This window comes from Ruegeria sp. AP12, assembly GCF_056540025.1.
Genome location: NZ_JBQFVZ010000003.1, coordinates 208,997 through 233,149 on the forward strand (window position 1 = coordinate 208,997; position 24,153 = coordinate 233,149).

The following is a 24,153-nucleotide window of genomic DNA, read 5'->3' on the forward strand; positions in this document are numbered from 1 at the left end:
CCTGCAATTGGCGCAGGGTCGGGGCAAACAAGAAAGGGAGACAAGCACAATGCGCACCCGTGCCGCCGTCGCCGTTCAGGCGGGCAAACCTTTGGAAGTGATGGACGTGAACCTGGAAGGCCCCAAAGCGGGCGAGGTTCTGGTTGAAATCAAAGCGACCGGCATTTGTCACACCGACGAATTCACCCTGTCGGGTGCCGACCCCGAGGGCCTGTTTCCCGCCATTCTGGGCCACGAAGGCGCAGGCGTCGTGGTCGAGGTCGGCCCCGGTGTCACCAGCCTGAAGCCCGGCGACCATGTGATCCCGCTCTACACCCCCGAATGTCGTGAGTGTGAATACTGTCTGCACCCCAAGACCAACCTGTGTCAGGCGATCCGCGAAACGCAAGGTAAAGGCCTGATGCCCGACGGCACCTCGCGCTTTTCGACGCTGGATGGTGATCCGATCCTGCACTACATGGGCTGCTCGACCTTTTCGAACCACACGGTCCTGCCCGAGATTGCGCTGGCCAAGGTGCGCGAGGACGCGCCGTTTGACAAGATCTGCTATATCGGCTGCGGCGTGACCACCGGTATCGGAGCCGTCATCAATACCGCCAAGGTCGAGATCGGTAGCCGCGCCATCGTATTCGGTCTGGGTGGTATCGGCCTGAACGTCATTCAGGGCCTGCGTCTGGCCGGAGCCGATCAGATCGTCGGCGTCGACCTGAACCCGTCCAAGGTGGAAATGGCGACGAAATTCGGCATGACCGATTTTGTGAACCCCAAAGAGGTCGAAGGCGATCTGGTTCCCTATCTGGTCAACCTCACCAAGGGCGGCGCGGATTATACGTTCGACGCCACCGGCAATGTCGGCGTCATGCGCGACGCACTGGAATCGGCCCACAAGGGCTGGGGTGAATCGATCATCATTGGCGTGGCCCCTGCGGGTGCCGAAATCTCAACCCGTCCGTTCCAGCTGGTCACCGGCCGATCCTGGCGCGGTACTGCCTTTGGCGGCGCGCGGGGCCGGACCGACGTTCCCAAGATCGTCGACTGGTATATGGAAGGCAAAATCGAGATCGACCCGATGATCACCCACACTATGGGTCTGGACGACATCAACCACGGCTTCGACCTGATGCATAAAGGTGAGAGCATTCGGTCGGTGGTGGTTTACTGATACAATGAAATGATCTTGAAGGGCGGGCTTTTGCTCGCCCTTTTTTCATACCTAATTTTTGATGATTGAATTATTTTGAATTGAGGATTTGAAGTGACAACAGGAAATTCCTACCGATTGGCAGTATTGATAGATGCGGACAATGTGCCCGCGAAACATGCCAAAGAGATATTCGAAGAAATTGCGACATTGGGCGAAGCCGGCCTCAGACGGATTTACGGAGACTTTTCCAACGGCGCACCCCAAGGATGGGATGCCGCATTGCTGGCTGAATTTGCCATCGTTCCCCATCAGCAGTTCGCCAATACATCTGGGAAGAATTCCAGCGATATTGCCTTGGTAATTGATGCCATGGACATCCTGCATTCTGAGCGCTTCGGCGGGTTTGTACTTGTGTCGTCAGACAGCGACTTCACCCGCCTGGCAAGCCGCATTCGCGAACAGGGATTGGATGTATATGGAATCGGCGAGCGAAAAGCACCCAAAGCGTTCGTCAATGCGTGCAATCGTTTCATTTACATAGAGAATATTGAAAAATCCGAACCCATTGCATCACGCGCGAAGAGTGCAGAGACACCAAAGGCGAAGCATGAGTTGAACCATGCTTACCAATTGATCCGAAACGTTGTGCTGAACACGAACGAGGCGGATGGATGGGCCAGCCTTTCCTTTGTGGGTAGCCAACTGGGGAAGATGTATCCGGACTTCGATTCCCGTTCATACGGCTACAAAAGGCTGAGCGATTTGGTTCGAGCCATAGATCGCTTTGAAGAAGGCAACATAAATGGAGGACTCAAGATCAGGTGCATTGACACCTGAAGCCTTGGTTCAATCCCCCGGCCGCGACGCCCCCGTATCCGAGCGCGGTGAGCGCACGCGCAAAACCGGAGTATTCACAGATGTGGTATTCGACCGACTCTCGCGCCAGACCACAAAAACGCCGGATGCGATGATGACACTGGCCCCGACCGCGACCCAGCCGTCCGGGCGTTCACCGAAGAAGATCATGCCGAACAGCGTCGCCCAGATGATCTGGCTGTACTGGCTGGGGGCGACCACACCGGCCGGCGCGGCGCGGTAGGCCAGGATGATCAGGTGTTGCGCGATGACCGAGAACACGCCGACCAGCGCCATCATCGCCAGATGCAGCAGCGAGGGCGGCTGGTAGACGGCGGGTTGCAGCAAGCTCATGACAACAATCGCCAGCAGCATGGGGTAGAGGATCAGCACGGCCGAGCGTTCCTCGTTCCCGATCTTGCGCACCAGAACGGATGCAAAGGCGCTGCAAAACGCAGCCGTCAGGGCGGCGAGGTGGCCCAAAGTGATATCCGTTGAACCGGGGCGTAGCACGATCAGAACGCCGATCAGGCCGACGCCAACGGCGGCCCAGCGTTGGGCGCGGACAACCTCGCCCAGAATCGGGATCGACAGGACCGTGACGATCAGCGGGAAGGAAAACAGCAGCGAATAGACCTCGGCCAGCGGCAGGACCGAGAAGGCGTAAAAGGCGCAGGACATGGCCGTGACCATCAGTGCCGAGCGCAGCAGCACCAGCCACGGGTGATGTGGCAGGAAGTTGCCCGTTGTCCGGTCGGTCAGGATTGTGACCGCCATCGGCACAAAGGAAAACAGCGTGGCGAAGAAGATGATCTGCATAACCGAATAGGTCCCGCCCAGCACTTTGATCAGCGCGTCATGGCTGGCAAAGACCGCGAATCCCGCAAACGCGAAACCAAGTCCCCGAAGGGTGGTGTTTTGAGTGCTCATCGATATGGCCTCGGGTGATGTCGGTGTGGTGGCACTGTGCCGTCGCAGCGCAAAGGGGCTGTCTTGCCCCTGAGTAAACCGATTTTAGCGGGGCGCATAGCCCCTATTTTACCGCTAACATCGCAAAGCCGCCATGTTCAGAGATCAACGCAGGATCGGCGGCGCGTCCTTGGGTTGGCGGGCCGTTTGCACACCGGCCTTCATCCCGACCCCGATACGCCGGGCCAGCGCGACCCACGGGGTGGCGGTTTCCGGCGGCAGGGTCTGGGTAGCGACCTCTTCAAACAGGTCCAGCCAATGGGCGAACATCTCGGGCTTCACGTCGGGCCGTTCGATATGAACGCGTTGGGGATTGCCGTCATAGCTGCGCTCAAACAGGATGGCGTTGCGCCAGAAGGCGGCGATCTTTTCCTCATGGGTGGGCCAGTCGGTGACATGGTTTCCAAAGACCGGACCCAGCACAGCATCCTCGCGCACGCGGGCATAGAAGGCGCGGACCTGAGTGTTGATCTGATCGGGCGTTGCCGGAAAGCGCGGCGGCAGGGCGGGTCTGGTCATGAGGGCACCGAATTCGACTCTGTTCCGGGCCAATATCCCGTTCTGTCGTCACGCGACAGGCGTGGTTTTGTCGCGCTGATCCGGCGTCAGCAGATGCCGCAGCAGGGCGACCGGATGCGCCCGCAGGCTGAGGCGGGTGGCGACGTAATCTTCGACCACCTGCTCGCCCAACGTCATCTGCGGCAGATAGGCTTCGGGCTCATCCAGCGCCTCACCTTCCAGATCCTGCGAGAACAGCGGCAAGGGCTTGGCGGTGGCAATCGCCTTGGCCTGCCACAACGCCTCGCGCCGGGTCAGATCGCAGGCGGCGAAGGCGTCGGCTTCGGCCAGCCGCTCGATCACCGATGGGCCAAGCCCCGCACGGCGCCAGACGTCATCCACCTGATGGTAGCCATTGCCGCGCGCGGCGGTCAGCCAGCTGGCGTCCTCTTCGCTGAGGCCCTTGATCTGACGGAACCCCAGCCGCAGGGCCAAGCCGCCCTGGCCATCCGGCTCCATCACGTTGTCCCAGAAGCTGGCATTGATGCAGACCGGGCGCACCTGAACCCCGTGTTCGCGCGCATCCCGCACGATCTGGGCGGGGGCGTAAAACCCCATCGGCTGCGAATTCAGCAGCGCACAGGCGAAGATGCCGGGGTGGTGACACTTGATCCAGGCCGAGGCATAGACCAGCAGCGCAAAGCTGGCCGCGTGGCTTTCAGGGAAGCCATAGGACCCGAACCCTTCGATCTGTGAGAAACAGCGTTCCGCAAAATCCTGTTCATACCCGTTGCGCTTCATCCCGCGCAGGAACAGCGCGCGAAACTCGCTGACATTGCCATGCTTCTTGAAGGTTGCCAGAGACCGCCGCAGCCGGTCGGCCTGTTCCGGGGTGAACCCCGCGCCGACAATTGCGATCTGCATCGCTTGTTCCTGAAACAACGGCACGCCCAGCGTTTTACCCAGCACCTCGCCCAGTTCGTCCGAGGGGAAGCTGACCTCTTCCTCGCCATTCCGGCGGCGGATATAGGGGTGGACCATGTCGCCCTGAATGGGTCCGGGGCGGATGATGGCGACCTCGATCACCAGATCATAGAAATTGCGCGGCCGCATGCGGGGCAGGAAATTCATCTGTGCCCGTGATTCCACCTGAAACACGCCAACCGAATCCGCTTTGCACAGCATATCGTATACTTGGGGATCTTCGGGCGGCAGGGTGGCCAGCGTGTAGCTGGTCTGGTGGTGCTGGCCAATCAGGTCGAACGCCTTGCGAATGCAGGTCAGCATACCAAGGCTCAGCACATCGACCTTGAGGATACCAAGCGAGTCGATATCATCCTTGTCCCAGCAAATGACGGTGCGGTCCTCCATCGTGGCATTTTCGATGGGGACAAGTTCGTCCAAACGCCCCTCGGTGATGATGAACCCGCCGACATGTTGGGACAGGTGACGGGGGAAGCCATCGATCTCATAGACCAAAGACAGGGTCTGTTTCAGGCGGCGATCTTCGGGGTCGAGGCCAATCTCGCGCATCCGGTGCGCCTCGAGCCCGACGGTTGAGAAGAAACCCCATAACTGTGAGGACAGCGCCGAGATCGTGTCTTCGGTCAGACCCATGGCCCGCCCAACCTCGCGAATGGCGCGTTTACCACGGTAATGCACCACCGTGGCGCAGAGGCCCGCGCGGTCCCGGCCATAGCGGTCGTAGATGTGCTGAATCACCTCCTCGCGGCGTTCGTGTTCGAAATCCACGTCGATATCGGGCGGTTCGTCGCGGGCCTCAGAGACAAAGCGTTCGAACACCATCGTGCCCAGTTCGGGGCTGACCTCGGTGATGCCAAGGCAGTAGCAGACCACCGAATTGGCCGCCGAGCCGCGCCCCTGACACAGGATATCGCGGGACCGCGCGAATTTGACGATGTCCCGGACGGTCAGAAAGTAGGGTTCGTATTTCAGCTTGCCGATCAGGGTGAGCTCATGGGCCAGCATCTTCCTGGCCTTCTCGGATGCGCCCGCCGGGTAGCGCCATTTCAGCCCCTCATGGGCCAGACGGTGCAGGCGTTCGGTTGGGGTTTCCTGCGCGCTGCCCTCGCTGGGGTATTCATAGCGCAATTCATCCAGCGAGAAGGTAAGCCGTTCGCTGAGGTCATGGGCGCGGGCGACAGCCCCTTCATGCCCCTTGAAGATGCGCAGCATCTCAGCCTCGGATCGCAGGCGCTGTTCGCCATTGGCCAGTGCGTCCCGGCCCAGATCATCCACCTTGCGGCGCAGGCGGATGGCGGTCAGCACATCGCCCAGTTTGCGGCGCGCACCGTGATGCATCATCGGCGTGGCGCTGGCGAGGGTGGGGATGCCGAGATGTTTGGATTCAGTCTCTAATAAAGAGAAATAGATGCTGTCTGCGCCATCATACCGGGGGTGCATCAACAGATGCATCCGCCCGGCAAAGCGGCGCGTCAGCTGCTGCGCCTGTGTCCGCCAAGGGCTCGCGCCGCCCGGGGGTCGATCCGCCTGTGGCCAGAGCAGCAGGTGGAGACCGTCGGAAAACTCCAAAAGATCGGACAGGTGCAGGATGCAATCGCCTTTCTCGGCGCGCAGGCGGCCCGCCGACAGGATACGGCACAGGTTGCCCCAGCCCTGCCGGTTCAAGGGCAGGGCGGTGACAGTAGGTGCATCGGTAAAGATCAGTCGCGCGGCTGGGATCAGGCGGGGCACCGCATGGATGGGGTAAGAGGGCGGTTTGGGGATATGGTCCGGGCAGGGCGGGCCGATGGAGGTGTTCTGCGCCTCCCACTCCAGCCGCTCGCGGACCTTGCGGGCGATCTCGCGCCCTTGGGTATGGGCGCGCACGATTCCGGCGACCGAGTTGTCATCGGCAATGGCGATGGCGGGCAGGTTCAGGGTGACGGCACGCTCCATATACTCCTCGGGGTGAGAGGCCCCGGTGAGGAAGGTGAAGTTCGACGTGATCGACAGCTCGGCATACATGACGATTCCACATTATATTCACGTTTTGTTCTTTTTCGAGTCCTTTGCGCAGGAAACGGGTCGATTGAGGCCGATGAGGCGGGCAGGGTCAGGAAAAAGGAGGCCCGATATGTTCAAGATCACCGCATTATCCACCGACGATGTCCGCGCCCTTCAGGCAGGCGGCCCGGATGCCTATGGTGTCCCGCCCGAGCGGGCCGTTTCGACCGGCGCCGGCAATCCCTGCCGCCATTGCCTGCGCAACATTCCCGAAGGCGAAGAGATGCTGATATTGTCGCATCGGCCCTTTTTAGAGACACATCCCTATGCGGAAACCGGCCCGATCTTTCTGTGTGCGGCGCCTTGTCAGCGGTATGAGGGCGCGGAACTGCCCGAGATTCTGACCACCTCGCCGGACTATCTGATCAAAGGCTATGGGACGGACAACCGGATCGTTTATGGCACCGGGGCGATCACGCCCACGGATCAGATCGGCGCAAAGGTCCGGGACATCTTTGCCCGTCCGGATATCGCCTATATCCACGTCCGCTCTGCCCGCAACAACTGCTATCAGGCGCGGATCGACCGGGGCTAGGGTCCTGACCCTAAAGCTTGACCCGGTGCATCCCCCGGCGCGGCTGGTCCTGATCGTCCGCCGGTTCATCCGCGCGCGAGGATGTCAGGGCGAGGAAGACATCCTCGAGGTCGGCTTCCTCGGTCCGGACATCGCGAATGCGGATACCTGCGGCGCGGACGGATTCCAGAACCTGCTCGGCGCTGGTTTGGGCGCTGCGGTAGTTCAACACCAGATTGCCATCGTCACGCAGCGTGGCTTCGACGCCCTCGGCCGCGGGCAAATCGGTGACAGGACGGTCGGGGACAATCACCATGGTGCGGCTGTCCATGCGGCCCAGCAGGTTTGCGGTGCTGTCCTGCGCGATCTTTTCGCCGTGATTGATGATGGCGATCTGGTCGCACATTTCCTGCGCTTCTTCCAGATAGTGGGTGGTCAGGATGATGGTCATGCCCTGTTCGTTCAGCTTGCGCACATTGGCCCACAGCATCTGGCGCAGCTCGATATCCACGCCTGCCGTCGGTTCGTCCAGCACCAGCACTTTGGGGTGATGCACCAGCGCCTTGGCCAGCAGCAACCGCCTGCGCATCCCGCCCGACAGGGTGCGGGCATAAGCCTCGGCCTTGTCGCTGAGGCCGACCAGTTCAAGGATCTCATCGCTGCGGCGTTGCGCCTTTGGCACGCCATACAGCCCGGCCTGAACTTCCAGCGCGCCGCGTGGGGTGAAGAACGGGTCGAGGTTCAGTTCCTGCGGCATCACGCCGATGGCGGCGCGGGATTGGCGCGGGTTCTGATCCTGATCGAAGCCCCAGATCGACACATTGCCCGAGGATTTCACCACCAGCCCGGCCAGAATATTGATCAGCGTCGATTTCCCGGCCCCGTTTGGCCCCAGCAGCCCAAAGACCGACCCGCGCGGGATGGTCAGATCAATACCTTTCAACGCCTGTTTCTCGGGCTGGCCCTTGCTGCCGCGATAGGTCTTGCGCAGCCCTTCGATCCTGATTGCCGCATCGGCCATGTGGCTCTTGCCCCCGGTTTGCTCATCGCTCATAAACGCACCTAGTACATGCCCGCGAGGCCGACAACCGCAGAAGGATCGCCAGCCGTGACCATTGAAGCCCCGGAAACCAGGATCGTCGAAACCACCCGTGTCGCCTGCGACGGGGGTGAGGGCGCATTGGGTCATCCGCGCGTCTGGTTGCAGATCCCCGAGGATACCGGCTGGGTCGAATGCCCCTATTGCGACTGCAAATATGTTCTGAGGGGCACAGAGCAAGGCTGATCGTCCGCCGCTTCGGTCGCTGCCCAAATCTTGCCGCGTTTCTCATGGTAACTCTTTGGTGGGACCAACGCGGGTGAGTGCGATGACCGACATGACTGCTACACAGAACGCCAGCCCGGTTTTTGGCTGGATCGGATTTTGCCTGGCGGCGATGGCGTTGTTTGCCGCGCTGTTTGTGTTCTGGGCCGGGCCGTTTGCGCCGCAGCAATCAACCGGCGTGTCGCTGGGGGAACTGGCCGCCGAGATTGGAAAATCGACCCTCCGCGCTGCCGCTGGGCTGGAACAGCCTGAACCGGTCGCCCAAACCCGCGATCTGGACGATTTCCTGCAAATCGGCGTGGCCATGCTGGGCGGGCTGGCGATTGTTGTCTCGGTAATTGGCATTCTGCGCCACGAACGGATGCGCCCTGCTATCGCGGGTGTCTGCGTTGGCATCGGTGCGATCCTGTTCCAGTTCTTCGCCTTTGCCTTTTTCGCCTTCCTTGGCGTGCTGGTGATCATGGCGCTTCTGAACAGCTTCTCGGACGTTTTCAGCGGCCTCTTTGGTGGTTAACCCACGTTCCTGACTGGTCAGTCGCCTGCCCCTGTGGCAGAACCATCCCTGACCGACAGGGAGAGCGCGCATGAGCAATTTCGGAAAAGGGTGTCACCTGCATCTGATCGACGGATCGGCCTTTATTTTCAGGGCCTATCACGCGCTGCCTCCGCTGACGCGCAAATCCGATGGGCTGCCGATCGGGGCGGTTTCGGGGTTCTGCAACATGCTGCAGAAATATGTCGAAGGGAACGCCGGGCCAGGTGCGCCGACCCATGTGGCGGTGATTTTCGACAAGGGCTCGCACACGTTCCGCAATGATCTGTACGATCTCTACAAAGCCAACCGCGAGGCGATGCCCGAGGATCTGCGCCCGCAGATGCCCCTGACCCGCGAGGCGACGAAAGCGTTCAACATCGCCTGCAAGGAGCTTGAGGGCTATGAGGCCGACGACATCATCGCCACGCTGGCCGTTCAGGCGCGTGAGGCCGGGGGTCGTGTGACCATCGTCAGTTCCGACAAGGATCTGATGCAACTGGTCGGCGACGGCGTGGAAATGCTGGATGCGATGAAGAACAAGCGCATCGACCGCGATGGGGTGTTCGAGAAGTTCGGCGTTGGCCCCGAACGGGTGGTTGATGTGCAGGCGCTGGCCGGGGATTCGGTGGACAACGTGCCGGGCGCGCCGGGAATCGGAATCAAGACCGCCGCTTTGCTGATCAATGAATATGGCGATCTGGAAACGCTGTTGGACAATGCCGAGAAGATCAAACAGCCCAAGCGCCGCCAGACCCTGATCGAAAAGCGCGACCAGATCGAGCTGTCGAAGAAGCTGGTGCAATTGGATGAGCAAACGCCGCTGGATTTCACGCTGGACGATCTTGAGGTGAAAGACCCCGATCCAGAAACCCTGTTGGGGTTTCTGGCCGAGATGGAATTTCGCACCCTCACCAAGCGCATCGCCGACAAGCTGGGGGCCGAGGCCCCGGTGATTGCTGATGCGCCCGCGCCGGTCGAAGAGGTTGAGGCCGAGGCCATTCCATTTGATGCATCGAAATACGAATGCGTGCGCGATGCCGGGGCGCTGCAAAAATGGATCGATCAGGCCTATGAGCGCGGCTGGGTTGCGGTGGATACCGAGACCACCGGGTTGAACGAGATGATTGCCGATCTGGTCGGTATTTCGCTGTGCATTGAGCCGGGCGAGGCTTGTTACATCCCGTTGATCCACCGGCAAAGCGCGACCGATGATCTGTTTGGAACCGATGCGCTGGCCGAAGGGCAGATGCCGCTGGATGAGGCTCTGAATCTGCTGAAACCGGTATTCGAGGATCCGTCGATCCTGAAGATCGGGCAGAATATGAAGTATGATGCCAAGATTTTCGCGCGGTACGGCATCAACGTGGCCCCCATCGATGACACGATGCTGATGTCTTATGCCATGCATGGCGGCGCGCATGGGCATGGTATGGATACGCTATCCGAACGCTATCTGAACCACACGCCGATCCCGATCAAACCGCTGCTGGGCTCGGGCAAGTCGGCGATCACCTTTGACAAGGTGCCGATTGACGAAGCCACCGCCTATGCCGCCGAAGACGCCGATATCACCCTGCGCCTGTGGCAATTGTTCAAGCCGCAACTGCATCAGGTGCAGGTGACGACGGTGTATGAGACCCTCGAACGCCCGCTGGTGCCGGTGCTGGCCGAGATGGAGATGCATGGCATCAAGGTTGACCGCGATGTGCTGAGCCGCATGTCCAACGCATTCGCCCAGAAAATGGCCGGGTTAGAGGCTGAAATCCACGAATTGGCCGGTGAGAATTTCAACGTCGGCTCACCCGCGCAGTTGGGAGAGATCCTGTTCGACAAGATGGGGCTGGAAGGCGGCAAGAAGGGCAAGACCGGGAAATACTCGACCGGGGCGGATGTGCTTGAGGATCTGGCGACCGAGCATGAATTGCCGCGCCGGGTGCTGGATTGGCGGCAGCTGTCCAAGCTGAAATCGACCTACACGGATGCTTTGCAGACCCATATCAACCCCGATACCGGGCGGGTGCATACGTCTTATTCGATCACCGGGGCCAGCACGGGGCGTCTGGCCTCGACCGATCCGAACCTGCAAAACATCCCGGTGCGCACCGAGGAAGGGCGGCGCATTCGTGAGGCGTTCATTGCCGAGCCGGGCAATGTGCTGGTCAGCCTCGACTACAGCCAGATCGAGCTGCGGATATTGGCGCATATCGCCGGGATTGATGCGCTGAAACAGGCATTCTCGGACGGGTTGGACATTCACGCCATGACCGCCTCGGAAATGTTTGATGTGCCGCTGGATGAGATGACGCCGGATATTCGTCGTCAGGCCAAGGCGATCAACTTTGGTGTGATCTATGGCATCTCGGGCTTTGGTCTGGCGCGCAACCTGCGCATCCCCCGGGCTGAGGCGCAGGGGTTCATTGACCGGTATTTCGAGCGCTTTCCGGGCATTCGCCAGTACATGGACGATACGGTCGCGTTCGCCAAGGAACATGGCTATGTCCAGACCCTGTTCGGGCGGAAAATCCATACGCCCGAGATCAATGCCAAGGGGCCACATGCCGGGTTCTCGCGCCGGGCGGCGATCAATGCGCCGATCCAAGGCACGGCGGCGGATGTGATCCGGCGCGCAATGGTGCGGATGCCGGATGCGATCAACGGGCTGCCTGCCAAGATGCTGTTGCAGGTGCATGACGAATTGCTGTTTGAAGTGGCCGAAGATGCAGTGGATCAGGTGATCGGTGTGGCGCGCGACGTGATGGAGGGTGCATCGGACCCGGCCGTCAAACTGGATGTGAAGCTGGAAGTGGATGCCGGGCAGGGGGCCAACTGGGCCGAAGCGCATTAAGGAAGGCGCTGCTCATCAGGCCCGGCGGGCCCTCTTCGCAGCGGGTCAGGCTTTGGGCCTGACCAGTCGGTCCACCAGCCGTTTCACTGCAGGCCCAAGAACCACAATGACCGCGAAGGCGATGGGCCAGCAGAACATCCACGAGGCCATCCAGTCCGAGACGGTGGTGGGACCCAGCCCCACGGCCTTGACCGTCGCAATACCGGTTACGATGCAGGACATCAGCCCTGACATGATCAGGCAAAACACGACATGCGATAGGCGGGCGGCGGTCATGGGCATCATCCGTTCATTGGCCTTGGCAACATGTGGGGTATTTTGACTGCAAATGCCAGTGGTTGCCATCGGACTACCGCATCCAGCCCAGCGACTCCTTGGTCCGGCGCGTTGAGGGCGTGTATTCCGCGCTGACCCACCCAGTATAGCCGCTATTGTCCATCGCACTGAAAAGCCTGTCGAAATCCGTGTGTCCGCTGCCGGGTTCCGACCGATCCGGCGCGGCCCCGATCTGAGCGTGCACCACGCGATCATGGAATTGATCCCAGATGGTCAACGCGTCGCCATGGATCATTTCGGCGTGAAAGCTGTCATATTGCAGACCGATATTGGAGCGATCCACCTGGTCCAGAACCTCAGCCGCCAGCGCGTAGTCGTTCAGGAAGTAGCCCGGTTGGGACACCGGGTTCAGCGGCTCGATGGTGAACTGCTGGGTGGGCGCGATCTCGGCCGCCCATTGCAGGTTTTGCACGAAGCTGGCCATCGCCTGTGGCCCGGACGCATAGCCGGACATGATATGGATGATCTTCGGGCGCAGCGCGTCGGCATAGCGCAGAACCCGGCGGATATCGGATTGAAACCGCGCCTCGCCGCCAGGAAGTGCCGCGTAACCGGGCTGCCCGCCGGTGTAGTTGGGCGGTGGGGCGTTGATCAGAACCAGTTCCAGCCCATTGGCCAACAGGGCGCGGCGGATCTCTTTCGCGGCCAGATCATAGGGGAACAGAATCTCGACTGCCTTGAACCCGGCCTCGGCTGCGGCGGCAAAGCGATCCAGGTAGGGCAGCTCGGCAAAGAGCAGCGAGAGATTGGCGGCAAATCTGGGCATGAGCGGTCCAGGTGTTTGGTCACCGGACCTTAGCGAGCGGGCGGTTTTCAGGAAAGGGACTGAAAACGACAGATTGTCGAAAATCGACCAGATCAAGGATCGGGTCTGAGGGACCATCCGCCCCAATGCGGCGAATCATGTCCGGCGCCGCTTTGACAAAAAGGCCCGATCTTTATGGCTTACAGCCCTGACCCCGCGCGCGGGACCACACTCGCTTTGCCCGCCGACCGCAATGCTGCGCTGTCCGGCAACGGGTTGGCGGTCGCGTCGATGCTGACATGGGCGGCAGGGTTTCCGGCGGCAGAGGTCCTGTTGCACAGCTGGCCTCCGATTGCGCTGTTTGCGGCGCGGATGGCGTTGGCTTTGGCCGTTATGGTTCCGATCTGGATCTGGCTTGACGGTCCGGCGCGGGTGCTGAACGCCCGCTGGGGCCGGGCGCTGTATATCGGAGCGGTGGGGTTCGGCGGCGGCATGTTCCTGATCCTGCTGGCGCAAAAGCTGACCGATCCGGTGACGGTGGCGATCATCGCATCCTGCGCGCCTTTGGCCGCCACTTTGCTTGAAATGGCAACCGGCACGCGACGCCTGCGATGGAACTTTGCCTTCGGCGTCCTGGTCTCGATCATCGGTGGGATCATCGCCACCAGTGCGCTGGCTCCGGCACAGCTGGGTGTGGGGGCGGCCTGCGCGGTTGTATCCACGTTTCTGTTCTGCTGGGGCAGCATGGCCACAGCGCGCGACTTCCCTGAACTCAGCCAGATGGGCCGGTCGACGATCACTTTTGTCGGCGCGTTGATGATGGCGGCAGTGCTGCTGTTGGGGGCGTATCTGCTTGGGTTTGATCTGCGCCCCTCACGGCCCGTTGATTTTGCCCAAGGCGCGATGCTGGTGATTTATGCGCTGGTCTCAATGGGCATCAGCCAGGTGTTCTTCATTGCCGCTGTTGGCAAAATGGGCGTCGCGCTGACCTCGTTCCACATCAATGTCGCGCCCTTCTACGTCATGATCATCATGCTGGTGCTGGGCGAGGCATGGGACTGGACACGCGCGCTGGGCGCGGGGATCGTTGCTTTGGCGGTGGTGGTCGCGCAGGACCGCAGGATCCCGCAATCAACCTAGACGTCGGTCAGCGCATCCGCCGCAATCAACGGGAAAAACTGCCCGCCGGACCAGACGCCGAACCACCCCTCGTGCTCGGTCCCGATGTCGACCAGCCGGTAAAAGCTTTTGCGGTCGATGCGCGCCTCAAGGTTGGCGCGGATCAATATATAGGGCGCGGGTTCTTCTGTTTCGGGATCGGTGACAATGCGGATGGGATGGTCCGGCCCGGCCACCGCCGTATCGCCCACATGGGTCGTGAATGTCAGCTCCTGCGCCGCGTCGTCGCCTGTTTGGTCAAAGTCCACAGCGACAAAAGGCGCGTCCTCGACGGTGATTCCCACCTTCTCGACCGGGGTGACGAGGTAGTATCTGTCGACTTCTTTCTTAAGAATTGAGGAAAATAGCTTCACCAACTCGAACCGGTTGATCGGCGACCCTAAGTAACTCCAGGTACCATCCCGTGCGATCCGGATGTCCAGATCGCCGCAAAACGGAGGATTCCACAGGTGAACGGGCGGTAAACCCCTGGTTTTGGCCGCTTTGACTGATGCAGCCAGACCATCCGGCGAAGGTTTCACAGGTTTTTGTCCGCTCATTGCTTTTGCCATTTCCTCTTAGCGCGATACACTTCATTTATAATAGTCCACGGAAGGGAAAGTCATGACCGAACCTGCCGACCTCGTGTCCGAGATCGAAGCGCTGGAAACAAAACTGCAAGAGGCCAAGTCCTCGATCACTCGCCGCTTCATCGGGCAGGAACGGGTCGTGGACCTGACCCTGACCGCGCTTTTGTGCGGCGGGCACGCCCTGCTGATCGGTCTGCCGGGTCTGGGCAAGACGCGGTTGGTCGAGACGTTGTCGACCGTCATGGGGCTGCACGGCAATCGCATCCAGTTCACGCCGGACCTGATGCCCGCCGACATTCTGGGGTCCGAGGTTCTGGACACCGCCGAGGATGGCAGCCGTCATTTCCGCTTTATCTCGGGTCCGATCTTTTGCCAGTTGCTGATGGCGGATGAGATCAACCGCGCCAGCCCACGCACCCAGTCGGCGCTGCTGCAGGCGATGCAGGAACGCACGGTGACAGTGGCGGGCGAGGATCGCTCGTTAGGTGTGCCGTTCCACGTGCTGGCCACGCAGAACCCGATTGAGCAAGAGGGCACCTATCCGCTGCCCGAGGCGCAACTGGACCGGTTCCTTGTTCAGATCGACGTCGAATACCCGGATCGCCAGACCGAGCGGGATATTCTGCTGGCCACAACAGGCGTCGAAGAGGACGCGGCGCATCAGATTTTCACCAAGGAAGAGTTGCTGGCCGCGCAGGTCCTGCTGCGTCGGATGCCGGTTGGGGACTCGGTCGTCGAATTGATCCTCGATCTGGTGCGCGCCTTCCGCCCTGATGAGCCCGGAGCCTCGGAACGTGTCGCCGAAACCGTCGCCTGGGGCCCCGGCCCGCGTGCGGCGCAGGCATTGATGATGACCGTGCGAGCGCGCGCGATGCTGCAAGGGCGGCTGGCCCCGAATGCCGAGGATGTGCTGGATATGGCCCGCCCGGTCCTGAGCCACCGTATGGCGCTGAACTTTGCGGCGCGGGCACGCGGCGACAGCTTGTCTGAACTGATCGAATCCACCGCCGCCGGTCTGATCCGGACCGAGGCCGCGGCGTGAATGCCGCGCTGACCCTTCGCGAAAGATCCGAGGCCGAGGCGTCCCGGCTGCCGCCCCTGTTGGCGCGTGCCGAACATCTGGCCGGGACCGTCCTGCTGGGTGACCACGGGCGGCGACGCTCGGGGTTGGGCGATGATTTCTGGCAGTACCGCCCGGCACAGATTGGTGACAGTCGGCGGATGATCGATCACAGGCGATCAGCGCGCGGTGATCAGCAATTTGTGCGCGAACGCGAATGGCAGATTGCGCAATCGGTGATGCTGTGGGTCGATCAGGGTGCCTCGATGCGCTTTGCGTCGAACAAAGAGTTGCCGACCAAGGCCGACCGGGCGCGTTTGCTGGGATTGGCAACCTCGATCCTATTGGTGCGCGGGGGCGAGCGTGTGGGCCTGACCGGAACCACCCTGCCGCCCCGGCGCGGCAATGCGCAGATCATCCGGCTGGCGCAGGCGTGGTCCGAGGATGCCGAACCTGACTATGCCCCGCCCGAACACCGGGCGATGATCCCGCATGCGCGGGCTGTTTTCATCTCCGATTTCCTCGGCCCGATGGATGAGGTCGAACTGGCCTTGACCAAAGCCGCCGACCGGGGCGTGCGGGGCGTGATCCTGCAGGTGTTGGACCCAACCGAAGAGAGCTTCCCCTATCGCGGTCGCACCATCTTTGAAAGTGTCCGCGGCACGACCCGGCACGAGACGCTGAAGGCCGGAGACCTGCGTGATCGTTATCTGGACCGGTTGGCACAGCGCAAGGACGCGTTGACCCAATTGTGCCGCGCAACTGGCTGGCAACTGGGCCTGCACCACACCGGAGACAGTGCACAAGCGGCTCTGTTATGGCTCTACCGGGCGCTGGACGGGGGCATGCGATGACGGTTCTGGCTGGCATCGGCTTTACCGCCCCATGGGTGCTGCTGGGTTTGTTGACCCTGCCGATCCTGTGGCTGATCCTGCGCGCCGTGCCGCCCGCGCCGATCCGGCGTTTGTTCCCGGCGGTAACTTTGCTGCTGGGGTTGAAGGATGACGAGAGTGTCTCGGACCGCACCCCGTGGTGGCTGCTCATGCTGCGGATGCTGGCAGCGGCGGCGATCATCATCGGGTTGGCCGGTCCGGTTCTGAACCCGTCGCGCGATCAGACGGGCACCGGGCCGTTGCTGTTGGTGCTGGATGCCAGCTGGGCCGGGGCGACGCGCTGGTCGGCGACGCTGGATCAGATCGATGCGCAACTGACCGAGGCCGGGCGTGCAGGGCGACCTGTCTCGATCCTGCGCCTGACCGAGCCTGAAACACCGGTGTTTCAGGCGGCTGAGGCGTGGCGGAACCGTTTGCCGGGACTGGCCCCGAACCCGTGGCAACCGACCGAGACGCAGATCGCACAGGTCTTTGCGGCGCTGGAGCAGGTCGATGGTGGTTTTGACACCCATTGGTTCAGCGACCGGCTGAGCTATGAGGGTCACGCCGATTTAGTCTCTGATCTGCAATCCCGTGGCGAGGTCACGGTGTATCAGCCCAATTTTGGCGCAGTTGCTTTGTTGCCCGCGGCCTATCAGGACGGGGTGATCCAACTGACCGCGCTGCGGGCCGAACCCGGTCCGGAACAGCGCATCACGGTTCTGGCGCAGGGCCGTGACCCGGCAGGGACGGCGCGTGTTCTGCAATCCGCAGAAATGACCTTTGAAAGCGGCGCAACCGAGGCGCGGATCGAGCTGGCTCTGCCCTCGGAACTGCGCGCACGGATCACCCGGTTCGAGCTTCAGGGCCAGCGGTCCGCCGGGGCCGTCACCCTGACCGATGACAGCCTGCGTCGGCGCGAGGTCGCGCTGATTGCCGGATCGATCAACCGCGAAGGGTTGGAGTTGCTATCACCCTTGCACTACCTGACTCAGGTGCTGGTCCCCACAGCGGATTTTGTCGAAGGCGGGTTGCTTGAGGTTTTGCCTGCGAATCCGGATGTCATCGTTCTGTCGGATGTGGCCCAGATGTCAGCCATGGAAGAGGCTGATCTGACCGCATGGGTCGAACAGGGCGGGCTGCTGCTGCGCTTTGCTGGGCCACGTATGGCGGCCAGCGATCTGGGCCGCGATGAGGAAGATACGCTGTTGCCGGTAAGGCTGCGCAGCGGCGGTCGCACCGTTGGCGGCGCGATGAGTTGGGGTGAGGCCAAGACGCTGGCCCCGTTCCCCGAAGACTCGCCCTTCTATGGGCTGCAAATCCCGGATGACGTGGTGGTTTCAACACAGGTCATGGCGCAACCAGACCCTAATCTGGCGGATCGGGTGATTGCGTCGCTGTCGGACGGAACACCTCTGGTCACGCGCAAGGCGCTGGGTTTGGGGCAGGTCGTGCTGTTCCACGTGACGGCGGATGCGGAATGGTCCAGCCTGCCGTTGTCGGGCCTGTTCGTGGAAATGCTGGACCGTCTGGCTGTCGCCTCGGCGGCCAAATCCCGGCAAGTGGAGCAGTTGCAAGGCACCACGTGGGAGCCGGTTCAGATCATGGACGGTTTTGGCGTGCTGTCCGACGCGGGTACTCTGGCCGGTGTGGACGGGGTGGAACTTGTCTCGGGTCAGATCGGCCCCGACATTCGCCCGGGTCTATATGAAAGCGGCAAGCAGAAGCTGGCGCGCAACGTTCTGTCCGAGGAGTCGGTGCTGAGCCCGGTGGTCTGGCCCTCGGACGTGCCGATCCGGGGGCAGGAGGTCACGACCGAGACGCCGTTGGGTGGCCTGCTGCTCAGCCTCGCGCTGATCCTGCTGACCATCGACGTGATCGCTTCACTCGCGCTGTCGGGCCGGTTGGGTCTGGCCAAGGCGACCGCAGCGGCCCTTGCGGGCATGCTGCTGGTGCCCGAGGCGCAGGCGCAAACGTCGGATGAGACGGATTTCGCCCTGGCCGCCACCCATGAATTGGTTCTGGCCCACGTCCTGACCGAGGATTCTCAGGTGGACGACATCGCGCAGGCGGGCCTGCGCGGGCTGGCGCAAACGCTGTTCTACCGCACATCCGTGGAACCGGCGGAACCCATCGGCGTGGATCTGGAACGCGATGAACTGGCCTTTTTCCCGCTGCTCTATTGGCCGATCACGCCCGATCAGTCGCAACCCTCAGCCGAGGCTTATGCCAAGCTGAACGCCTATCTGCGCTCGGGCGGGATGATCCTGTTCGACACGCGGGACGCCGATATCGCAGGGTTCGGGGCCTCAAGCCCCAATGGGCGCAAGCTGCAACAACTGGCCGGGCCGCTGAATATTCCCGCGTTAGAGCCGATTCCCCGCGACCATGTCCTGACGCGAACCTTCTATCTGTTGCAGGACTTCCCGGGCCGTTATTCAGGCACCGAGGTTTGGGTCGAAGCCGCGCCGTTGGATGCGGAACAGATCGAGGGGATGCCCTTCCGTAACCTCAACGACAATGTGACGCCGGTGGTGATCGGCGGCAATGACTGGGCCGGGGCCTGGGCCGTGGACCGCAACGGGCAGGCCCTGCTGCCGGTGGGTCGCGGCTATGCGGGTGAGCGTCAGCGCGAACTGGCCAGTCGCTTTGGCGTTAATCTGGTGATGCATGTGCTGACCGGAAATTACAAATCCGATCAGGTGCATGTGCCTGCTCTGCTGGACAGATTGGGACAATGACCGGAACCGTCATATTCGATCCGCTGATCCCATGGCCCGTTCTGGCGATTGTCGCCGCGCTTGCGGTTGGCGGGGTGATTCTGGCTGTCTGGCGCGGCCTGTCCGGCTGGGCGCTGCGGGGCCTGGCGGCTTTGGTGTTGATCGCCGCGCTGGCTGGCCCCGTGTACCAGATCGAAGACCGCGCGCCGCTGACCGACATTGTCCTGATGATTGAGGATGAAAGCGCCAGTCAGACGCTTTCCGACCGCGCTGATCAGACTGCCGAGGCCGCCGAGGCGCTGGCCGCCGAGATCGAATCCCGTGACAACACCGAACTGCGCCGCATTCGCGTTGGCGACGGGGACGGTGATGAGGGCACGCAGGTCATGGCCGCCGTCAACGCCGCTTTGGCCGAGGAACCGCGCGCACGGATTGCGGGCGTTCTGGTCGTCTCGGACGGGATCGTGCACGATGTCGATCAGGCCCCGGATCTGCCTGCGCCCCTGCATCTGCTGCAAACCGGGCGCGAAAGCGACTGGGACCGCAGGCTGATCGTTCGCAATGCACCCGCCTTTGCCATCATCGGCGAGCCTGTGACCCTGACCCTGCGCGTCGAAGACAGCGGTGCCGCGCCGGGCGGCGCGCCCAACGCGCCGCTTCAGATCTCGGTCGACGGTGGAGAGGCGGAAGAGTTTCGCATTCCGATCGGTGTGGATGTAGAACTGCCGATCACGCTGCCCCATGGCGGGCGCAATGTGATCCAGTTTTCGGTCCCGCAGGCCGAAGGCGAATTGACCGACCGCAACAACACTGCGCTGATCCAGATGAACGGCGTGCGCGACCGGCTGCGCGTTCTGCTGGTCTCGGGTGAGCCGCATCCGGGGGGGCGCACCTGGCGGAACCTCTTGAAATCAGACAGTTCCGTTGATCTGGTGCATTTCACCATTCTGCGCCCGCCGGAAAAGCAGGATGGTGTGCCGGTGGATGAACTGTCACTGATCGCCTTCCCGACGCGCGAGCTGTTTCTGGAAAAGATCAATGATTTCGATCTGATTATCTTTGACCGCTACAAACGCCGCGGCATCCTGCCCGCGATCTATCTGGATAACGTGACCGATTACATCAACGGCGGCGGTGCCGTGCTGATCGCGGCGGGTCCCGATTTCGCTAGTGCAGACAGTATCTTCCGTTCTCCGCTTGCGCCCATCCTGCCTGCGCAACCCACGGCAAGGGTGATCGAGGAACGCTATGTGCCCATGGTCAGCGATCTGGGGCATCGGCATCCGGTAACCACCAATCTGGGCGATTCCGAAGATTGGGGCGCTTGGTTGCGCCAGATCGATGTGAACCAGCGCTCGGGTCAGGTTCTCATGACCGGTTTGGACGAACGCCCGCTGCTGGTACTGGACCGCGTGGGCGAAGGGCGCGTGGCGATGCTGGCCTCGGACCATGCCTGGCTGTGGAGCCGGGGTTACGAGGGTGGCGGCCCGCAGCTAGAGCTGCTCCGCCGGTTGGCCCATTGGATGATGAAAGAGCCCGAGCTTGAGGAAGAGGCGTTATGGGCCGAGGCCAATGGTCAATCCATGCGCATCATCCGCCAGACGCTTGAGGATGAGGTCGGGCCGGTCACAATCACCCGCCCAAATGGCGAAACGCTTGAGATCACGTTCGACGAGGTCACTCCCGGTCGGTTCGAAGCGCAGTATTTCGGGCCTGAGATCGGCCTTTACCGTTTGCAGGAAGGCGAGTTGATGGCGGTGATCGGCCTTGGACCCGCTGCACCCAAGGAATTTGAACGCACCATCGCCACCGGCGATGTGCTTGATCCTGTAATCGCGCAGATGCGTGGCGGGGTGATCCGCTTGGAAGATGGCTTGCCTTCGATCCGCAACGTTCGGGCCGGGCGTCCTGCGGCGGGACGCGGCTGGATCGGTCTGACCCCGCGCGAGGCTTATGAGACCCGCGATGTCACGCAGGCCGGGTTGCTGCCGCCCTGGCTGGTTCTGTTGCTGGCGGGTGGGTTCCTGCTGGGCGGTTGGCTGCGCGAAGGCCGTCGTTAGTCTTCGCTGAAAATAACGCTGACCGATGGGTTCCCCGGCAGCCCCTCATAGCTGACAGACGCGCCGCCTTTGGCTTTGGCCGGTGGAAACAGCGGACCAAAAGAGCCGACTGAAACCATGTCGCCGGGCTCAAAGGTGATGCCTTTGGAGGTCAGCCAAATCACCGCATTGGCCGGATGCCCCAGCACTGCCTGCCCCGTCGCTTGCGCCAGTATTTCGCCATCTACTGCGCTGAGCGTGACCGTCATGTCACTTAGCGCCGTTGTCATGGCCAATGGGTCCGTTACGGCGATTTCCGAGCCTAACACGCCCAGTTTCGGCCCCACACCAATGGCCGTAAGGGTCACAGGCGTGATCGGCTGCCCCTCGGCCAGTGTCAGATCGGGCAGTTCGATGAACGGACGAATGGCCGAGACGTTGCGGATGACCTCCTCGGGCGTTGTGGCCTGATTGATTGCGGGGTCGCCGACGACAAGGATCAGGTCGGCCTCGAATACGGGCCGGGCCCCCCAATTCACCGGAACCGTGGCCCCATCGTCCAGCATCATGTCCCGGTACAAAAGGCCCTGAACCGGTTCGGATGCCCCGAACCGTTCCTGCGCCGGTGCGCTGGTCAGGCCCGCCTTGTAGCCGATGACCGGGCCCAGATGCGGTTCCATGGCCTCGGCCAGCTTGGCCTGGGTACACAGCGCATCCTCCATCGTTCCATCCGGCGACAGGGCGGCTGTTGGGGTATTGGAGAGGTAGTCGCGCACAAAGACCTCGATCTGCGCGTCCGAGGCACATTCGGCAGACGCCGAAGAGGCCGTCATCGCGACAGCCAGTGCAAGCCAAAACCGCATATCAATCTCCTTTCAGTCGATCCTGACCGAAACCCGGTCAGACGCGCCATGGGCGTCAACCACCACCAGCGCGGAAAACCCCGGCCCCGGATTGGGTATTTCGAACTCACGGTGCCGCTGTCCGGTCAAAACCGGAACCCCGTCGGCCAGCAGGGAAAACGGCCCGACCCCGCCGCGCAGTTTGACGGTCAAAGGGGCTCCGTCGGTCTCTAACACGGCATTGTTTGGCGGGAAAATCATGTCAGGGGCGCTCGGATCATTCTCAAACGCCGCCCCGCGCGGCTGAAACCGTTGCAGGGGGTGCGGCAGTTCGGCGGCCCCGACAATCAGGGTTGAGGGTGGGGGCGGGCGTAAGGGAGCGGGGATGGATTTCAGATGTCCAAACGCCTCGAACAGCAGGGGCGCGGCCAGTTCACCTCCGAATGCGCCGGGCACTGGCGTTCCGTCGGCGCGGCCCAGCCAGACGCCGATCACATGCTGGCCGTCAAAGCCAATGGCCCAGGCATCCCGGTGTCCGTAGGATGTACCGGTCTTGTAGGCCAACACCTGCGCGGCGGCCCCCGGTGGAGGGGCGAGCCCGGCAAGAATATCGCTGACCTGCCACGCGGCGACGTCCGACAGGGCGCGGGCGGTTTCGGTCCGCTCGGCCAGTGCGTCATGATGCAGAACCGGCCCTTGCCCGCCTGCCGCAAGCGTGGCGTAGAGTTGCACCAGATCGTACAGGCTAAGCCCCACACCACCCAGCGAGATGGCAAGTCCCGGTGTCCCGCCGCCAAGTTGCGGATCACTTCCAGCCTGTTGCAGCGCCGCCATCACCCGCGCGGGGCCGAGCGCGTCGGTCAGGCGCACCACCGGGATATTCAGCGACAATTGCAGCGCGTCACGCACCCGGATGTCCCCCCGAAAGACACCATCGAAATTGCGCGGCGCATAGCGCCCGAACATCACCGGGCTGTCGCTGATCAGGGTTTCGGGATGGGCCAGCCCCTGATCGAAGGCCAGCCCATAGATCATGGGCTTCAGCGTGGAGCCCGGTGAGCGCAATGCGCGGGTCATGTCGACAAAGCCTTGCCGGTCGTCCTGATAGCCCGCCGATCCGACCGAAGCCAGAATCTCACCGCTGCGGTGATCCGCCACGATTAGGGCACCGGAGATGCGCGGCCCCGCCTGATCGGCGGCCTGAGCCACCAGCGATTCCAGCCGGGCCTGCAACCCGGCGTCCAATGTCAAATCCAGCGCCTCGGCCTCGGGGTTTGCGCGCTGGGCCCGGTCGGTCAGATGAGGTGCGAGGCGCGGGAAGGCCTTCATCTGCGTGGGAACCGTTTCCGTCAGCGCGCTGAGCATCTGGGCGTCAGACAGCACCCCATGCCGCTGCATCCGCCGCATAACCCGGTCGCGCGCTGTTCGGGCGGATTCGGCGGCGCGGTCGGGTCGCCGCGTTTCGGGGGATTGGGGCAGGGCGACCAGCAACGCAGCCTGCGCGGGCGTCAGTCGAACCGGGTCTTTGCCAAACCAGGCGCGGGTACCCGCGCGAATGCCTTCCAGATTGCCGCCATAGGGCGCATGGGTCAGATACAGGCCCAGAATCTGGTCTTTGCTCAGGCGTCGTTCCAGCGCCAAAGCGACCCTAACCTGGCGGATCTTGCCGCTCCAGCGTCCGGTGGGGCCGTCCTCGATCAGCCGCGCGACCTGCATGGTCAGGGTTGATCCGCCCGAAACGGTGCGCCCGTTCCACAGCGCCTGCCCCGCAGCGCGGATCATCGCCATTGGATCGACGCCGGAATGGGACCAGAACCGTTTATCCTCGTACCGGATCAGCATGTCGGTAAAGGCGGGATCGACCGCGCCGGGGCGCAGTCGCCAGATCCCGTCTTCGACCGGAAAGGCGCGCAACAACGTGCCGTTCCGGTCCCGCATCTCGACCGAGGTTTCCGCCAGAACAGGGGGCAGGACGGTTGCATCCACCCACTCCGCCGCCCGGTCCCGCGCAAAGGCGGTCAGGTAGAGCACACAGGCCAGTGCCAACAATATCGCGGCGCTTCTAGGCATCCCGACGCTC

Annotated in this window: 20 protein-coding genes; 11 read left to right on the plus strand and 9 right to left on the minus strand. The window is 62.3% G+C overall.

Annotation, left to right across the window (positions count from 1 at the left end):
• Positions 1-49: 49 nt before the first annotated feature.
• On the plus strand, positions 50-1,162 hold the full coding sequence (locus tag ACR0E6_RS11980) for an S-(hydroxymethyl)glutathione dehydrogenase/class III alcohol dehydrogenase (RefSeq protein ID WP_170488149.1): 1,113 nt from the start codon (positions 50-52) through the stop codon (positions 1,160-1,162).
• Between the two features lie 117 nt (positions 1,163-1,279).
• Positions 1,280-1,981: an NYN domain-containing protein gene (locus tag ACR0E6_RS11985; RefSeq protein WP_480583600.1), complete on the plus strand. Its 702-nt coding sequence runs from the start codon at positions 1,280-1,282 to the stop codon at positions 1,979-1,981.
• Positions 1,982-1,990: 9 nt separating this feature from the next.
• On the opposite strand, the gene ACR0E6_RS11990 is transcribed toward ACR0E6_RS11985, so the two are convergent.
• The 3 genes from ACR0E6_RS11990 to ACR0E6_RS12000 all read right to left on the minus strand — a co-directional run bounded on the left by ACR0E6_RS11990 (position 1,991) and on the right by ACR0E6_RS12000 (position 6,454).
• Positions 1,991-2,929, minus strand: coding sequence for a DMT family transporter (locus ACR0E6_RS11990; protein ID WP_480583603.1), 939 nt, complete (start codon positions 2,927-2,929; stop codon positions 1,991-1,993).
• A gap of 144 nt (positions 2,930-3,073) precedes the next feature.
• On the minus strand, positions 3,074-3,487 hold the full coding sequence (locus ACR0E6_RS11995) for a group III truncated hemoglobin (protein WP_480583606.1): 414 nt from the start codon (positions 3,485-3,487) through the stop codon (positions 3,074-3,076).
• Positions 3,488-3,535: 48 nt separating this feature from the next.
• The gene (locus ACR0E6_RS12000) at positions 3,536-6,454 is read right to left on the minus strand and encodes an error-prone DNA polymerase (RefSeq protein WP_480583609.1); all 2,919 of its coding nucleotides are present in this window, start codon (positions 6,452-6,454) and stop codon (positions 3,536-3,538) included.
• A 109-nt stretch (positions 6,455-6,563) separates the two neighbouring features.
• Between ACR0E6_RS12000 and ACR0E6_RS12005 the strand changes: the two genes are divergently transcribed.
• A complete protein-coding gene (locus ACR0E6_RS12005; protein ID WP_480583612.1) occupies positions 6,564-7,028 on the plus strand; it encodes a DUF1203 domain-containing protein in 465 nt (154 codons plus the stop codon).
• 10 nt (positions 7,029-7,038) lie between these two features.
• Here ACR0E6_RS12005 and ACR0E6_RS12010 read toward each other — a convergent pair whose 3' ends face one another.
• Positions 7,039-8,028 (minus strand): ABC transporter ATP-binding protein, encoded by a 990-nt coding sequence (locus tag ACR0E6_RS12010; RefSeq protein WP_480583909.1) that lies wholly within the window; start codon positions 8,026-8,028, stop codon positions 7,039-7,041.
• Between the two features lie 87 nt (positions 8,029-8,115).
• Between ACR0E6_RS12010 and ACR0E6_RS12015 the strand changes: the two genes are divergently transcribed.
• The 3 genes from ACR0E6_RS12015 (at position 8,116) to polA (ending at position 11,711) form a co-directional block, all read left to right on the plus strand.
• A complete protein-coding gene (locus tag ACR0E6_RS12015) occupies positions 8,116-8,292 on the plus strand; it encodes a zinc-finger domain-containing protein (RefSeq protein WP_480583615.1) in 177 nt (58 codons plus the stop codon).
• 82 nt (positions 8,293-8,374) lie between these two features.
• Positions 8,375-8,845 carry a hypothetical protein gene (locus tag ACR0E6_RS12020; RefSeq protein ID WP_480583618.1) on the plus strand — a complete coding sequence of 157 codons (471 nt, stop codon included), beginning with the start codon at positions 8,375-8,377 and terminating at the stop codon, positions 8,843-8,845.
• Positions 8,846-8,915: 70 nt separating this feature from the next.
• Positions 8,916-11,711, plus strand: a complete 2,796-nt coding sequence (polA, locus tag ACR0E6_RS12025) for a DNA polymerase I (protein ID WP_480583621.1) — start codon at positions 8,916-8,918, stop codon at positions 11,709-11,711.
• Between the two features lie 45 nt (positions 11,712-11,756).
• Here the strand turns inward: polA and ACR0E6_RS12030 are convergent, their stop codons facing one another.
• Both ACR0E6_RS12030 and ACR0E6_RS12035 read right to left on the minus strand, forming a co-directional pair.
• Positions 11,757-11,987, minus strand: coding sequence for a DUF2798 domain-containing protein (locus tag ACR0E6_RS12030; RefSeq protein WP_170453539.1), 231 nt, complete (start codon positions 11,985-11,987; stop codon positions 11,757-11,759).
• A gap of 73 nt (positions 11,988-12,060) precedes the next feature.
• Positions 12,061-12,813 (minus strand): hydroxypyruvate isomerase family protein, encoded by a 753-nt coding sequence (locus tag ACR0E6_RS12035; protein WP_480583624.1) that lies wholly within the window; start codon positions 12,811-12,813, stop codon positions 12,061-12,063.
• A gap of 174 nt (positions 12,814-12,987) precedes the next feature.
• Here ACR0E6_RS12035 and ACR0E6_RS12040 point away from each other — a divergent pair, with 174 nt between their 5' ends.
• Positions 12,988-13,932 carry a DMT family transporter gene (locus tag ACR0E6_RS12040; protein ID WP_480583627.1) on the plus strand — a complete coding sequence of 315 codons (945 nt, stop codon included), beginning with the start codon at positions 12,988-12,990 and terminating at the stop codon, positions 13,930-13,932.
• Here the strand turns inward: ACR0E6_RS12040 and ACR0E6_RS12045 are convergent.
• A complete protein-coding gene (locus ACR0E6_RS12045; protein ID WP_480583630.1) occupies positions 13,929-14,510 on the minus strand; it encodes a DUF1285 domain-containing protein in 582 nt (193 codons plus the stop codon). The two genes, ACR0E6_RS12040 and ACR0E6_RS12045, sit on opposite strands and share 4 nt — an antisense overlap.
• Before the next feature lie 64 nt (positions 14,511-14,574).
• Between ACR0E6_RS12045 and ACR0E6_RS12050 the strand changes: the two genes are divergently transcribed.
• The 4 genes from ACR0E6_RS12050 to ACR0E6_RS12065 are packed head-to-tail and all read left to right on the plus strand — an operon-like array spanning position 14,575 to position 21,252.
• Positions 14,575-15,582, plus strand: a complete 1,008-nt coding sequence (locus ACR0E6_RS12050) for an AAA family ATPase (RefSeq protein ID WP_480583633.1) — start codon at positions 14,575-14,577, stop codon at positions 15,580-15,582.
• Complete coding sequence (locus ACR0E6_RS12055; RefSeq protein ID WP_480583636.1) at positions 15,579-16,454, plus strand: DUF58 domain-containing protein; 876 nt, start codon at positions 15,579-15,581, stop codon at positions 16,452-16,454. The genes ACR0E6_RS12050 and ACR0E6_RS12055 overlap by 4 nt, the downstream gene beginning before the upstream one ends.
• Positions 16,451-19,213 (plus strand): DUF4159 domain-containing protein, encoded by a 2,763-nt coding sequence (locus tag ACR0E6_RS12060; protein ID WP_480583639.1) that lies wholly within the window; start codon positions 16,451-16,453, stop codon positions 19,211-19,213. Before ACR0E6_RS12055 ends, ACR0E6_RS12060 begins: the two co-directional genes overlap by 4 nt.
• Positions 19,210-21,252: a hypothetical protein gene (locus ACR0E6_RS12065; protein ID WP_480583642.1), complete on the plus strand. Its 2,043-nt coding sequence runs from the start codon at positions 19,210-19,212 to the stop codon at positions 21,250-21,252. Before ACR0E6_RS12060 ends, ACR0E6_RS12065 begins: the two co-directional genes overlap by 4 nt.
• Here ACR0E6_RS12065 and ACR0E6_RS12070 read toward each other — a convergent pair.
• Positions 21,249-22,094, minus strand: coding sequence for a 2-keto-4-pentenoate hydratase (locus ACR0E6_RS12070; protein WP_480583645.1), 846 nt, complete (start codon positions 22,092-22,094; stop codon positions 21,249-21,251). The genes ACR0E6_RS12065 and ACR0E6_RS12070 overlap by 4 nt on opposite strands.
• A 12-nt stretch (positions 22,095-22,106) precedes the next feature.
• Positions 22,107-24,143 carry a penicillin-binding protein 1C gene (pbpC, locus tag ACR0E6_RS12075; protein ID WP_480583648.1) on the minus strand — a complete coding sequence of 679 codons (2,037 nt, stop codon included), beginning with the start codon at positions 24,141-24,143 and terminating at the stop codon, positions 22,107-22,109.
• Positions 24,144-24,153: the final 10 nt, after the last annotated feature.

Coding starts and splice junctions, on each gene's coding strand:
- ACR0E6_RS11980 (WP_170488149.1), top strand. CDS start 50: ATGCGCACCCGTGCCGCCGTCGCCGTTCAGGCGGGCAAACCTTTGGAA.
- ACR0E6_RS11990 (WP_480583603.1), bottom strand. CDS start 2,929: ATGAGCACTCAAAACACCACCCTTCGGGGACTTGGTTTCGCGTTTGCG.
- ACR0E6_RS11995 (WP_480583606.1), bottom strand. CDS start 3,487: ATGACCAGACCCGCCCTGCCGCCGCGCTTTCCGGCAACGCCCGATCAG.
- ACR0E6_RS12000 (WP_480583609.1), bottom strand. CDS start 6,454: ATGTATGCCGAGCTGTCGATCACGTCGAACTTCACCTTCCTCACCGGG.
- ACR0E6_RS12005 (WP_480583612.1), top strand. CDS start 6,564: ATGTTCAAGATCACCGCATTATCCACCGACGATGTCCGCGCCCTTCAG.
- ACR0E6_RS12010 (WP_480583909.1), bottom strand. CDS start 8,028: ATGGCCGATGCGGCAATCAGGATCGAAGGGCTGCGCAAGACCTATCGC.
- ACR0E6_RS12020 (WP_480583618.1), top strand. CDS start 8,375: ATGACCGACATGACTGCTACACAGAACGCCAGCCCGGTTTTTGGCTGG.
- polA (WP_480583621.1), top strand. CDS start 8,916: ATGAGCAATTTCGGAAAAGGGTGTCACCTGCATCTGATCGACGGATCG.
- ACR0E6_RS12030 (WP_170453539.1), bottom strand. CDS start 11,987: ATGACCGCCGCCCGCCTATCGCATGTCGTGTTTTGCCTGATCATGTCA.
- ACR0E6_RS12035 (WP_480583624.1), bottom strand. CDS start 12,813: ATGCCCAGATTTGCCGCCAATCTCTCGCTGCTCTTTGCCGAGCTGCCC.
- ACR0E6_RS12040 (WP_480583627.1), top strand. CDS start 12,988: ATGGCTTACAGCCCTGACCCCGCGCGCGGGACCACACTCGCTTTGCCC.
- ACR0E6_RS12045 (WP_480583630.1), bottom strand. CDS start 14,510: ATGAGCGGACAAAAACCTGTGAAACCTTCGCCGGATGGTCTGGCTGCA.
- ACR0E6_RS12050 (WP_480583633.1), top strand. CDS start 14,575: ATGACCGAACCTGCCGACCTCGTGTCCGAGATCGAAGCGCTGGAAACA.
- ACR0E6_RS12060 (WP_480583639.1), top strand. CDS start 16,451: ATGACGGTTCTGGCTGGCATCGGCTTTACCGCCCCATGGGTGCTGCTG.
- ACR0E6_RS12065 (WP_480583642.1), top strand. CDS start 19,210: ATGACCGGAACCGTCATATTCGATCCGCTGATCCCATGGCCCGTTCTG.
- ACR0E6_RS12070 (WP_480583645.1), bottom strand. CDS start 22,094: ATGCGGTTTTGGCTTGCACTGGCTGTCGCGATGACGGCCTCTTCGGCG.
- pbpC (WP_480583648.1), bottom strand. CDS start 24,143: ATGCCTAGAAGCGCCGCGATATTGTTGGCACTGGCCTGTGTGCTCTAC.